This window comes from Urbifossiella limnaea, from assembly GCF_007747215.1.
Taxonomy (GTDB): Bacteria; Planctomycetota; Planctomycetia; order Gemmatales; family Gemmataceae; genus Urbifossiella; species Urbifossiella limnaea.
In genome coordinates, this window is record NZ_CP036273.1 from 6,687,166 (window position 1) to 6,700,146 (window position 12,981).

The following is a 12,981-nucleotide window of genomic DNA, read 5'->3' on the forward strand; positions in this document are numbered from 1 at the left end:
CCGTAATAGTGGCGGTCACGACCGTCCCCCTCCCCGAGAACGGGTCAGTCCGCCGGCCGGGCGTCGATCATCCGGTTGACCAGCCCGGCCACCGCCCGCACCCGGACCTCGTGCCTCTTCCGCCCGTGCCGGTTCACCTGGGTCAGCGACTGGAACACCCGCAGCCGCCGGATCGTGTGCTCGACCACGATCCGGCGCCGGGACACCGCCCGGTTGTACCGCACGTCCGCCGCCGGCCGCGGCTTCCCCCGCGGCTTCCGCCGCGGGGTCGTACACACCACCCCGGGCCGCAACTCGCCCGCCCCGATGTACGCCTTGTCCCCGATCAACCCGACCCCCTTCGGCAGCCGCCCCAGGAGCCGCGACCGCCCCAACAGCTTGAGGTCGGCCGTCGGCCCCGGCACGCTCGGCGGGACGTGGACGACCCGCCCGGTCTCCTCGTCCACCCCGACCTGACTCTTGACCGTGTGCCGCTTCTTCTTCCCCGAGTAGTCGGCCCGCTGCCGCCGCTTCGGCCGGTGCGTCGGCTGCTCGAACGTGTCCACCAGGACGGCCAGCCCGGGGGTGTGCCGGAGCACGGCCGGGAGGTCGCGGCGGTGGTGCTTGCCCGGGTCGGGCATTCGCATGGTGTCCTTCCCGGCCGCGGCGAGGACCGGGACGGACCACCCGGCGAGGCGGCGGGCGGCCGACTCGGAAACCCCGAACAGGTACCCGAGGACGGCGTAGGTCGGGTACACCCGGAGCCAGACGACGGCGAGCAGGATGCGGTCGGGGTGTTCGAGCCCGGTGGTGCGGCCGCCGCCGACGGCGCGGCTCCGGTCGGGTCGGTCGTGGCGGGCGAAGTCGGCGTCGGCCAGGGCCGGGAGGACGTCGGCGAGGAGGGCGTCGAACACGTCCGGGGTGACCCCGGTGAGGGACCGGAAGACGGCCGGGTTCTTCCGGAGGCGGTCGAGACGTGCGATCATGGGCGAGTGTTGGTGTGGGGTCGGAGCCGTGAGCTCAGCCAGGTTAGAACCCCACCCCTTACCCGGCTATTGCGGCGCCCCTCTACTTGCTACGGATGTCACCTGCTGTACCACCGAAATTGAGGCTGGCGTCAACGGTTCTCTCCCACGACTCGCACCAGCGCTCTCGCCCCATGACGCACCACCGCTTCTGCCGACGCGGCGATACCCCGCATTCATTCGCGGTTCCGACACGCACCCTTGGCCGGACTGGCCTTGGCGGGCCCTCGCGCGCTGCCACCCGGGGCCGACGCACGGACTGCCACAATTCATCCACGCACTGAACCCACACCACAGGACCGAGTCACGTCCGCGAAGAACTTCTTCCGCAAGCTGATGACCCGCTCCGTCCGCCCGCAGCCGACGGGTACCATCCGCAAGACCGTCAGCCCGCTCCGCACGCGGGTGGAAGGGCTCGAAGACCGTGTGAAGCCGGCGACCCTCAACTACGACGCTGCCACCGACCTCCTCACGTTCACCGCCGACGCCGGCGACACGGACAACGTCGCCGTCACGGCCCCGGGCGCGAACCAGGTGGTGATCGTGGTCGCCAACGGCGACACCCTCACCCTCACCGGCGACGCCACCCTCGCCAACGGGTTCGTCCTCAACGGCGCCGCCGACACGGTCACGATCGACACCGGCACGTCGGCGGTGGCCAACTTCAAACTGAACCTGGGCGACGCCAACGACACGATCGCCTTCAGCCTCGCCGCCGCGGCCAACAACGTCGCCAACGTCAGCATCGACGGCGAGGCGAACGCCGACACCGCCACGATCGGCACGACGACGGTCACCGGGAACCTCGCCGTCGCCGTCGAGTCGATCAACTCGACCGGGACGGCGACCGTCGGTGCGGGGGCCGGGAACTCCATCACCCTGACCGCCGACACCATCACCGACGGTAACGCCGCCGGCGTCAACTTCGTGGCCGCGACCGGCACGCTCACCATCACCAAGAGCAACGCCAACGCCACCAACGTGGACCTCGACACCACCGTCGGGAGCCTGAACGCGACGGCCGCCACCGGCAACATCGTCATCGACGAGACGGACGGGCTGACGGTGACCGCGGCGAACGCCAACGGGGCCGGCGGGGCCGTGACCGTGACCAGCGCGACCGGCAACATCACCGTCGTGACGGTGAACGCGAGCACCACCGCGACGCTGACCGCGACGGCCGGGTCGATCTTGGACGACGACACCGCCACCGTCATCGCCGCCGCGTCCGCCGTCCTGGCCGCGGGCAACGGCACGATCGGTACGTTGCTGAATTTCATGGAGACGACCGTCGACAACCTGACCACGACAAGCTTGGCCGCGAACGGCTCCCAGTTCATCACCGAGACGAACGGTCTGACCGAACTCAACCTGAACGCTGGCAGCGGGAACGTGGCGCTGAACTCCCCCGGCGGTGCGATTCTGAGCGCCGACAGTGCGGTGGACGTGACCGCCGCCTCCGCGAGCCTAGTCGCGAACGTCGGCTCGATCGGCTCGACCAGCACTGCGGCCGGCAACGCCGTCGAGACGAGCGTCGCCACCCTGACCGCCGTGGCGTTCAACGGGTCGGTCTTCGTCCGCGAGACCGACGCGATCACGTTGAGCGCCGTCAACGCCAGCGGTGCCGGCAACGATGTGTCAGTGCTCAACGTGACGGGCGACATCACGGTGGCGACCGTCCTCGCGGACGACGACGTGAGCCTGACCGCCACCGCCGGCTCGATCCTCGACGACGGGGCCGCCACCATCATCACTGGCGACGTGGTGCCGCTGGCGGCCGGCGCGAACATCGGGCAGCCGGGGGCGACCGCCCAGATCGACACGGCCGCCGCGTCCATCACCGCGTCCGTGACGACCGCCGCGTTCGTGGCCACCCCGGGCATCTGGATCGGCGACAGCGACGCCGTCACCATCACCACCGCCAACACCGCCGACGGCTCCGTCGTCCTCGACGCCGGCGGCACGATGACGATCGACACTGTCACCGCCGGCGGGACCGGGCGGAACGTCCGGCTGCGGACGCTCGGGGCCGGCGACATCGCCTTCGGCGCCGCCGGCAGCGTGTCCGCCGCGGGCGACGCCGTCCGGTTGGAGGCGGCCGGCGCGATCACCGCGAGCGGCACGGCCGTGAAGGTGACGGCCGCGAGCCTGGCGGCGACCGCCGGCAACGGCATCGCCACCGTCGGCGACCCGCTCACCACCGCCGTCACCAACCTGGCCGCGTCCAGCGGCACCAACGGCATCTTCGTCGCCAACACCGGCGCGCTGACGATCGCCACGGTGGGGCCGCTGTTCGGGGGCACCGTCATCGGCGTCTCGGCCGTCGGGGCCGGCGGCGCCGCAGCCGTCACCGCGTCCAGCCCGCTGACCGTCGCCGCGAACGTCGCCACGACCGGCACCATCACCCTCACCGCGACCGACTCGGCCGCCGCCGGCGACGACCTGACGATCAACTCCGGCGTGATCGTGACCTCCACCGGCGCGAACGTGATCCTGAACGCCGGCGATAACGTCAGCATCCCGGCCGGGGCGACGGTGAACGCCGCCAACACCCTCACGATCAACGCCGACCAGCCGGCCGACCCCGATGTGGGCACCGGCTCGACCGTTACCATCGCCGGCGACCTGAACGCCGCGAGCGCCACGATCAACGGTGGGGCCGACGCCGACACGTTCAACGTCACCGCCGACAGCGTCGCGCCGATCACCCCGATCGCCGTCTTCGGCGGCGCCCCGAGCGCGCCCCCCGGCGACACACTTAACTACACCGGCCCGTCGCCGGCCACGAAGTCCGTCATCGGCCCCGGCATCGGCGTCATCAGCGCCGCCGGCGTCGGCAACGTCGCCTTCGCCGACGTTGAAACGGTCGCGGCCACCGGCACCATCGTGTTCAGCAACGTGATCAACCTGAGCCTCATCGCCGGCGGGCAGGACGGCAACCCGAACCAGGTCGTGCTGCAGCTCGACGCCACCGGGGCATTTTTCCAGGTGCTCGTCGACACGAACACCAACGACAACGGCGGCGTGTCGAACCCGTTGCTGTTCGCGCAGCAGCCGACCGCCGGCACCCTGGCCGCGACCGTGATCGGCGGCACCGACGCCGACACCCTCGTGCTCCGCGCCAACGCCAGCGGGGCGCTGCCGCAACTGACCAACGTCGCCGCCGGTAGCCACAGCAACGCGGCCTTCACCCACGCCAACGCGGCGGCGTTTGTGAACTCGGCCGGGAACGAGAACGTCGGCCTCCACTTCGACGGCGGCGCCAGCGCCGACACCCTGCGGATCGAGCTCGGCGCCTCCGAGAGCGTCGCGTACTTCTCCGACACGGTGGACACGGCCAACAGTGGCGTCGTGAGCATCGCCGGCGACCTGAACCTGTCGTTCGAGAACCTCGCCCCGCTCGTCGTGGTCGGCGCCGGCGGCGCCTACCTGGTCGACGCCAGCGCGAACGCCTCGCTCACCACGATGAACATCACGAACTCCGGCGGCGCGGCCGACGGGGTCTCGACCGTGGACGGGAACGGGACGTTCGAGGACACCGACTTCAGCGGGTTCGCAACCGTCACCGTGCGGAGCGGCCCCGGCGTCGACACCATCCCCTGACCAGCGTGGACGGGAACACCCCGGCCGTGGGGGCGGCGCTGACTACCCTCAACCTCGACGGCGACGACATCGGCAACACGGACGCGTCGGCGGACGTGATCCACGTCGTGTCGCTGCCGGCAACCGTGGACGCCTTCGTCCTCGGCGGCGCCGGGCTCGACACGTTCAACGTCGGCACCGCGAACACCCTCGGGAACCCCGGCCTGCTCAGCCCGGTGCAGGGCGACGTGAGCGTGGACGGCGAGGCCGACGGGGCCGACCTCCGCGTGGACGGCAGCGGCGCCAACGCGGCGGCCAACTACGAGGTCACCAACAACCGCGTCGAGCGGAGTGTGCCGGCTGCCCCGCTGTTCGGCGGCGTCGATTACGCCAACCTCACCACCCTGCTGCTGGCCGTGGGGAACGGTCCGAACGTCGTCAACGTCGTCAGCACCGTGGTGCCGACGACCGTGATGACCAACCGCGGCTCTGACACGATCAACATCGGCGGCGACGGCGTCAACGGCGGCCTCATCCCCTCCCTCGTCGCGCCGCGCAGCCACGACGGCATCCTGGGGGCCGTCACGATCGACGGCGGCACCGGGGCCGGCCTCGTCGCGCCCGTCACGCCCAACTTCGACACGGTCAACATCAACGACCAGGACGACACCGGCGCCTCGACCTACGGCATCAGCGCCAACACGGTCACCCGCACCGGCGCGGCGAGCATCACCTACAACCTCGGCGGCAACACCGAGGTGCTGAACGTCAACGGCAGCGTCACCGCCGGCAGCAACACGTTCAACGTCACCGGCACGTCGGCGACGCAGAGCACGACGGTGAACGACGGCACCGCGACGACCAGCGGCACGGCCACCTTCAACATTCAGGGCCGCGCCCAGCAGGCCACCGCAACCCACACCTACAACGGCTTCGGCGGGGCCGACACGTTCACCGTCAACCTCGCCGCCACCGCCCTGGTCACCGGCACGGCCACGACGATCAACGGCGGCGACCGGGCGAGCACCAGCGCCACCCGCGACCGGGTGAACCTCAACCTCGCGGCCGGCGACGCCGTCGCCCGCACGGTCGGCATCAACTACAGCACCACCGGCGGCAGCGCGGCCGTCACCGGGCTCAGCAGCGGCACGTTCGGCGTCACCACCACCGAGACGATTGTCTACACCGGCGGCACCGACAACGAGGACCTGCTCACCGTCAGCGGCTCGACGAACGGCAGCGAAGTGTTGTCGGTGACGCCGCTGACGCCCAACGAGGCGAACGTCTTCCTGGGCGACACGCCGATGCTAACGGTGCCGCCGGGCACGGCGAACAACACCGACCCCGGCTTCGCCGGCGGCGCGGCCGGGTCGGACCTCAGCCTCCGCGGCCTGGCCCAGGCCACCGGCCTCACGATCAACGCCGGCGGCGGGGCGGGCGACCGAATCGTGGTCAACGCCCCGACCGAGACCGGCTCCGGCGTCGGCTTCTCCGGGCTCCCGGCCGCGGGACTGAACTCGACCGTGCGGGCGGTGAACGCCGCGTTCGACGACGTCACCATCACGCAGAGTGCGGTCGCCATCACGAACTACACCGCCGGCGGCGGCGGCACGGCGCTGGTGCAGACGAACGTCGGCACCGGGTTCGGCCTCATCGCCGGGGAGGCGACGCTCACCGTCAACACCGGCGAGGAGGCCGGCGTCCGACCGGCGGCTTTCGGCACCGGCAACGGCGGCGGCCTCGTCGCCGACGACGTGAACGTCACGCTCTCGACGCTGTTCCGCATCCAGGTCAACGGCGGCACCCCGCTGCCCCCGGGCGCGGCCCCGCTCACCGGCGACCGGCTGGACATCATCACGCCCGGCGACGCCAACATCTTCAGCGACGCCAACGACCCGCCGAACGTGACCATCACGTCCAGCGTGGCCGGCGTGCCGACGCAGCCGGTCACCACGAACAGCATCGAGCTGACCCTCGTCACCTTGGGCAGCGGCGTGGTGAACGTCTTCGGCGACAACAACAACACGGCCACGCAGGCCGACGCGCTCGTGATCCTCGGGCAGGACGTGGACAGCACGCTCGGCGGCGGCGACCTGTTCGGCGACAACGAGTTCCAGCTCCTGATCGGCGGGAACAACACCCAGTCGCTGACGAACCGCGCCCCGGTCGCCGTCCGGAACGTGCTGAACCTGAACGTGTCCGGGTTCGCCGGCGACGACGACATCGTCATCGACCCGTTCGCCAACAGCACCACGCCGTGGAACGTGGCCGTGAACGTGGACGCCGGCGCCGGCGACGACGACCTCGTCTACGGCAACGTCATCACCAACGTGTTCGCCGACGCCACCCCGGACGGGAGCCAGGCCACATTCGACGAGGCCGTGGTGGTGGAGGCGACGCTCACGCCGGGCGCCGGCAGCATCACCTCGCCGGGCGCCGTCACCATCACCTTCCAGGGCACCGAGGACCTGTCGTTCTTCCAGAACGATACGAGCCTCGGCGACACCGACACGCTGACGATCCGCACCCCCGACTCGGCCGGCGTGCCCGAGACGGTGACGGTGAACCCCGACGCCGCCGGCACCGACGCCGACCCGATCGTGGACATCGACGCCACCGTCGGCGTCCAGCTGCTGCAGATCGAGAACCTGTCGCTGGTCGACCAGAACAACGTGCAGTTCTTCGCCCTGGCCCTGTCGTTCGACCTCCGCAACGGGGCCGACACGTTCGTCGTCACGCCGGGGGCCAACGGGACCGCGATCAACGTGAACGGCGGCGCCCCCGCCACCGCCCCCGGCGACACCCTCGACGTGCGGTTCGCCGGCACCACCACCCCGACGCTGAGCGTGACCAGCGGCCCGCCGTCGTACAGCGGGAGCTGGACGTTCGGCAACCGCGCCGCGGTCAACTTCACCAGCTTCGAGACGATCTTCCCGACGGTCACTGTCGCGGCGACGACGCAGGCCACGGAGCCGGCCACGAACGGCGCGTTCACGTTCACCCGCTCCGGCGACACGGCCCTGCCGTTGACCATCAACTACACGATCGCCGGCACCGCGACCGGCGGCGCCGACTACGCCACGCTGACCGGCACGGCCACGTTCGCCGCCGGCAGCGCCACCGTGGTCGTGCCCGTGACCGTCACCGACGACCTGACGTTCGAAGGCCCCGAAACAGTGATCGTGACGGTCGCGGCCGGCAGCAGCTACGTCATCGGGGCCGCGCCGGCGAACACGTCGACGGTGACCATCGCCGACAACGACACCCAGCCGACAGTGTCCATCGCGGCCGACGTGAGCGTGACCGAAGGGGCCACCGCCCTGTACACGGTGACGCTGTCGAACCCGAGCACGCAGATCATCACCGTACAGGTGGATACCGCCGGCGTCACGGCCGTGCCGAACGTCGACTACACGACGAACGCCCAGCTGCTGACGTTCGCCCCGGGCCAGACGAGCCTGACGTTCAGCGTCGCGACCAATAACGACCTGCTGGACGAGGCCGACGAGACGTTCACCGTCACGCTGAGCAGCCCGACCAACGCCACCATCGACGCCGACTGCGGGACCGCGGACGGCACCATCACCGACAACGACACGGCGCCGAGCTTCACCATCGACGACGTGACGGTGGACGAGGGCGCCGGCACCGCGACGTTCACCGTCACCCTGTCGGCGGTCAGCGGGCAGACGATCACGGTCGACTACCAGACGACCGACGGGGCGGCCGTCAGCCCCGCCGACTTCACGGCGACCGCCGCCACCACCCTCACGTTCGCCCCGGGCGTCACCACCCAGACGGTCACCGTCAGCATCGCCGAAGACCTGCTGGACGAGGCCGCCGAGGCATTCACCCTCGAGCTCGTCAACGGGAGAACGTGAGCCCCGGCGACATCACCGGCGCTGGCACGATCCTCGACAACGACAACGCCCCGACGGTGTCTGTGGACGACGTGACGGTGGACGAGGCGGCCGGGACGGCGACGTCGTTCCGCGGCGGGGTGAACGTCGCCGGCGGCGACCTGGACGGCGACGGGCTGGCCGAGATCGTGACCGGGAGCGGGATCGGCGGCGGCCCGGTGCTGAAGACGTTCTCGGCGGCCGGGGCACCGGAGCTGTCGGCGACCTCGTTCGGGCCGGACAAGATCGGCGGGCAGCCGCTGCGGAACGGCATCCGGGTGGCCGTCCACGACATCGACGGCGACGGCGACGGCGACGTGATCGCCGGGAGCGGGCCGGACTACTCGGCGTCGGTGTCGCTCCGCCGCGGCACCGACCTGGCCGAGCTGTCGAACTTCCTGCCGTACGAGGCGGACGACGACGACCGGATCTTCACCGGCAGGGTGTACGTCGGCTAGAGTCGTTGGGGTGGGGTAGGAGGTTGGTGACCCGGCGTGCCCACGAGGACTCGGGGCGCCCGCCCCAGCGGGCGCCCCGGGCCACCAACCCGCTACCCCGCCCCCGAAACGGCGCAGGTCACCCGCCCACACGCGCCCAACCCGGCCAACGCCACCCATGCGCCGCGGTTTTTTGGCCCTCATCGCCTTGTTCGGTACGGACGCCGCGGCACGGGCCGCGGGGTCCAGGTTCGCCCTCGGCCCGGCGCCGCGCTGTTGGGCGCACAGTCGTCACGACCCGGACCGCGTTCGACCCGAAGCGCGGGTACGGATTCCTCACCGCACCGCCCGCGCCCGGGTCACCGGCGGTGTTCGGTGTGGCGGTCGGCGAGGGGAACCACGCCGTGACCGTCCGGTTCGGCGACCCGCCGCCGCGCGGGGTCGGCGGTGACGAGCAGGCGGGCCATTCGGGACAGGTCCGCCCGCGCCTCCGGGCTCGGCTCCGGATCGGCCGGGTGGGCGGCCGCCTCAGCCGAGCCGACGAGCGCCGATGCTTCCCCGAATGTCGGAGTCCGCAGCATCCGGTCTGGGTGGATGAGCCGATCAAACGGAACAACGCCGAGGAGATCGACCAACTCCGCCACCAGGTCCGACGGGGCTTCCTCGAACGTCACATCCACCTCGTGTCGACGGTAGATACCGTCGATCTTGGCGAGTCGTACCGCCCAAGCGGCGAGGTCCCGCAGGCTCTCGGGTGAGGGATCCGACACGTTCGCATGCGCGTTCACGGCCGCCCGTGCACGATCGCAGACGATGCCAACCCGTTCGGCAAGCTCATCAGGCGGGATCTGCCCCCGAGTAAGACCAGGTTCGATTGCGTCCCGAGCATCGTGTACGGCTCAAGGAGCGTGGGCACTTGCTCGACGACCCGCTTCTTGTGCACCGCGTGCGGCGCGCGACGCTGGAGTTCGAACCGCAGGAGGTACTCGATCGCCGTACCCGTGAGTACCGGGCTTTCGTAGACCCGTGGCACCTTCAGCGGGAAATTGCTCCACCTGACTTCCGGCCGAAAGGGCTTGAGGCGTTCGGCCACGTCCTTGACCTGGATGAAGCTCGTGAGGCTCACGGAGAGCACCCCGGAAGGCCTGGATGAGAATGGCCCTGAGCCTGAAAGGTGATCTTACGCCGTGGTCAGGGGAATGCTCGGTGACGTGAGGAGTCGAGCGTCTGCGAGCGCAGCCGTGGCGGAGTCACCCCGCATGCAGGACGGCCATGCTCCGCGGTCGTACCAGCCAGCTCCCGAACCCGGCGATCCCGCCGATGACGGCCCCGGGGAGCATCCCCATCCAGAAGTAGAAGACCGGGACGACGAACGCCTCCGTCGCCGCCGCCTCCAGACCCGGGGTAAGCCGGGCGCTCGGGAGACCGTTCACGTACCCGTCGTACCCGCCCCAGCAGGCGAGCAGAAACAGCCCCACGGTCATCCCGATTACGGCGCCGACAACGGTCCTCAGCATGGGTGGTTCTCCTGCGGTTGTAACCAGTTAACCGCACGAACCGCGAGGTGTTAACTGCCGCTGCGACGCCCTGCTGGTGCCGCTTCAGCAGGCCATCGCGTTCTCGCCCCTCGCGAAGCCGTTTGTGTGCACGGCCGCCTCGCCTCCGGCGGCGCCGGGTCCATACGGTAGGGAGACGAGGGCAGGCCGCATCACGCGAGACGGAGGCCGACCGTGCGACGCTTCGACTGGCTCCTGGTGCTCCTCTTCCCCGCGACCGCGACCGCCGCCGAGCCGAACGTCTGGGTGAAGTCCGACGCCGCCATCGAGGGTCGGCGCTGGGACGTGCCCGTCGGCTACGACGCGGCGGCGAAGCGCTTCCAGGTACTCGGCGGTCGCACGTCGTGGGGTGATTACAAGAAGGCGCGGCCGTACGACGTGCTCTCGTTCGATCCCGCCGGGACGTGGCGCAACGAACTCCCGCCCGGCGCGGCGTGGGGGCCGGAGGTCGGCCCGGTGACGGCGCCGGCGTGGACGAGCGAGGCGTGGGGCCTCACCGACGCCGCCGGCGCGACGCGCCCGAACTGGACCGTGTACGGCACCTTCTCCCTCGGCCAGAAGTACGACTACGACCCGGACTCGAAAGCCTTCTACTTCTACGCCGGCGGGTCCACGTTCCGCTACGACCCGGCGCGCCGCGAGTGGACCGACCGCAAACCCGCCGCACACCCGCAGGCGCTCGGCGGGATTCTCCTGTGGTCGTCGATGTGCTACGACCGCGCGGCGAAGAAGTTCGTCCTCTTCGGCGGCGGCAACGTCCCCACCGAGCGCGGCGACCCCGGCACGTGGACGTACTCGCCCGCCGACAACCGCTGGGAGCCGGTGAAGACCAACAAGCAGCCGCCGGCGCGCGCCAACTCGCGCCTCGCCTACGACCCCGTCGCCCGCAAGGTCGTGCTCTTCGGCGGCGACAAGCTGAACGAACTCGTCGCCGACACGTGGGTCTTCGACACCGCCACCGGCACCTGGGACGAGCGCCGCCCGACCGTCTCACCGACGCCCCGCGCCGGGCACGCGCTGCTGTGGCTGCCGAAGGCGCGGAAGCTGCTGCTCCTCGGCGGGTACACCTACACCTCGACCACCGAGTACGTCGCCCCACTGTACCGCCCGCTACCGCTCGAGGCGTGGACGTTCGACGCCGCCGCCGACAGGTGGGAACTCGTCGGCCGCTGGTCGCGCCCCGCCGACGGTCCCGTCGGCCCGGCGAACGTCTTCCTCTCGGCCGCGGTCGACGAGAGCGACACCGTACTCGCGCTCGACGCGCAGAACCGCGCGTGGACGTGCCGGATCGACGCGTCGAAGCCCGACCCGGCCGCCGCCGTGGCCTTCGGCGCGAGCTCGGGTGCGACCGTGCGCCGCACCGGCTCGCACGACCCGGCGTGGTACGTCGAGGGCGTTCCCGCCGCCGACCCGGCGGCGGTAGCGGCGGACCTCGCGGCGCTGCCGGCGAACCGCTGGGTGGCGCGCGCGACGCCGAAGCGGCCGCTCATGAACATGGACTGGGGCTCGGCGGTGTTCGACACCCGCCGCGACAAGATCGTGCGCTTCTCCGGCGGGCACTCGGCGTACAGCGGCACCGCCCCGCAGGTGTACGACGTGACGACCGACCGCTACTCGATCCCGTTCGCGCCGGAGTACCCGACCGAGTACGTGTACAGCAACGACCAGGTGAACGGCGAGTGGAGCTTCGGCCGCAACCCGTGGATGGCCGGCCACACCTACAAGTCCACCGGCTACGACCCAAACCTGCGGGCGTTCGTGTTCGCCCCGCACGACTACACGTACTACTTCGACCCGGACGCGAAGGCGTGGTCGCGCTCGGCGGCGAAGAACCCGTACCGCCCGAACTTCTACACGGTCACCGTGTGCGCCACGCCGGCCGGCGCGGTCGTGTGGGCCGACGACCGCACGACCGGGAAGGCCGGCTTGTGGCGCCTCGACGACGCGCGCGCGTGGCAGCCGCTGCCGCTGCGCGGCGAGTTGCCGGCGAAGTCGGCGGACCGGCACGGCCTGGCGCACGACACGAAGCGCGACCGGCTGCTGTTCTTCAGCGACACCGGCCCGAAGAAGGGGAACGTCGCCGCATACGACGTCAAGACCGGCGAGGCGAAGTGGCTCGACCCGGCGGGGACAGGTCAGGCGCTCGTCCACTGCCGCGAGACGGCGTACCTGCCGGAGCTCGACTGGGTGCTGATCGGCGGCCGCGTGCGCGACGAGCCCGGCGGCTGGCGCTGGCTGGCCTACGACTGTGCGGCGAACGCCTGGGTGTCGGTCGAACTCCCCGGCGACGACCCGGTCGGCCGGGCGGGGGCGTTCAACAACTCGATGGGCCTGATGTACGACCCGGCGCGGAAGCTCGTGTGGGCGGTCGGCCAGCACAGCCACGTCCACGCGCTGCGCCTCGACCGCGCGACGGCGCGCGTGACGCCGCTGCGGTGACCTCGAGCGTCATGCGGCGCTACTACGGCGTCAAAACTACCGGAAGTTACGGTAGCGCCGTAAC

At 71.0% G+C, this 12,981-nt stretch carries 8 protein-coding genes; 4 read left to right on the top strand and 4 right to left on the bottom strand.

Features of this window, described 5'->3' with window-relative positions; translation table 11 throughout:
* Nucleotides 1-44: 44 nt before the first annotated feature.
* Complete coding sequence (locus ETAA1_RS27200) at nt 45-965, bottom strand: transposase family protein (RefSeq protein WP_145239544.1); 921 nt, start codon at nt 963-965, stop codon at nt 45-47.
* 375 nt (nt 966-1,340) lie between these two features.
* Between ETAA1_RS27200 and ETAA1_RS27205 the strand changes: the two genes are divergently transcribed.
* From ETAA1_RS27205 to ETAA1_RS27215, 3 genes are read left to right on the top strand one after another with little or no spacing between them, the layout of a single operon-like run.
* Nucleotides 1,341-4,607: a beta strand repeat-containing protein gene (locus ETAA1_RS27205; RefSeq protein ID WP_145243780.1), complete on the top strand. Its 3,267-nt coding sequence runs from the start codon at nt 1,341-1,343 to the stop codon at nt 4,605-4,607.
* Between the two features lie 5 nt (nt 4,608-4,612).
* Nucleotides 4,613-8,467: a beta strand repeat-containing protein gene (locus tag ETAA1_RS27210; RefSeq protein ID WP_145243781.1), complete on the top strand. Its 3,855-nt coding sequence runs from the start codon at nt 4,613-4,615 to the stop codon at nt 8,465-8,467.
* On the top strand, nt 8,464-8,943 hold the full coding sequence (locus ETAA1_RS27215) for a hypothetical protein (protein ID WP_145243782.1): 480 nt from the start codon (nt 8,464-8,466) through the stop codon (nt 8,941-8,943). Before ETAA1_RS27210 ends, ETAA1_RS27215 begins: the two co-directional genes overlap by 4 nt.
* A 338-nt stretch (nt 8,944-9,281) precedes the next feature.
* Here the strand turns inward: ETAA1_RS27215 and ETAA1_RS27220 are convergent, their stop codons facing one another.
* The 3 genes from ETAA1_RS27220 to ETAA1_RS27230 all read right to left on the bottom strand — a co-directional run bounded on the left by ETAA1_RS27220 (nt 9,282) and on the right by ETAA1_RS27230 (nt 10,439).
* Nucleotides 9,282-9,710, bottom strand: a complete 429-nt coding sequence (locus ETAA1_RS27220) for a hypothetical protein (RefSeq protein WP_145243783.1) — start codon at nt 9,708-9,710, stop codon at nt 9,282-9,284.
* Nucleotides 9,707-10,048 carry a hypothetical protein gene (locus ETAA1_RS27225; RefSeq protein WP_145243784.1) on the bottom strand — a complete coding sequence of 114 codons (342 nt, stop codon included), beginning with the start codon at nt 10,046-10,048 and terminating at the stop codon, nt 9,707-9,709. The genes ETAA1_RS27220 and ETAA1_RS27225 overlap by 4 nt, the downstream gene beginning before the upstream one ends.
* Nucleotides 10,049-10,172: 124 nt before the next feature.
* Nucleotides 10,173-10,439: a hypothetical protein gene (locus ETAA1_RS27230; protein WP_145243785.1), complete on the bottom strand. Its 267-nt coding sequence runs from the start codon at nt 10,437-10,439 to the stop codon at nt 10,173-10,175.
* Nucleotides 10,440-10,652: 213 nt separating this feature from the next.
* On the opposite strand from ETAA1_RS27230, the gene ETAA1_RS27235 reads away from it, so the two are divergent.
* Complete coding sequence (locus tag ETAA1_RS27235; RefSeq protein ID WP_145243786.1) at nt 10,653-12,917, top strand: Kelch repeat-containing protein; 2,265 nt, start codon at nt 10,653-10,655, stop codon at nt 12,915-12,917.
* The last annotated feature ends 64 nt before the right edge of the window (nt 12,918-12,981 follow it).

Excerpts from the sequence above, each read along its gene's own strand:
- ETAA1_RS27200 (WP_145239544.1), bottom strand. The coding sequence starts at position 965 with ATGATCGCACGTCTCGACCGCCTCCGGAAGAACCCGGCCGTCTTCCGG.
- ETAA1_RS27205 (WP_145243780.1), top strand. The coding sequence starts at position 1,341 with ATGACCCGCTCCGTCCGCCCGCAGCCGACGGGTACCATCCGCAAGACC.
- ETAA1_RS27230 (WP_145243785.1), bottom strand. The coding sequence starts at position 10,439 with ATGCTGAGGACCGTTGTCGGCGCCGTAATCGGGATGACCGTGGGGCTG.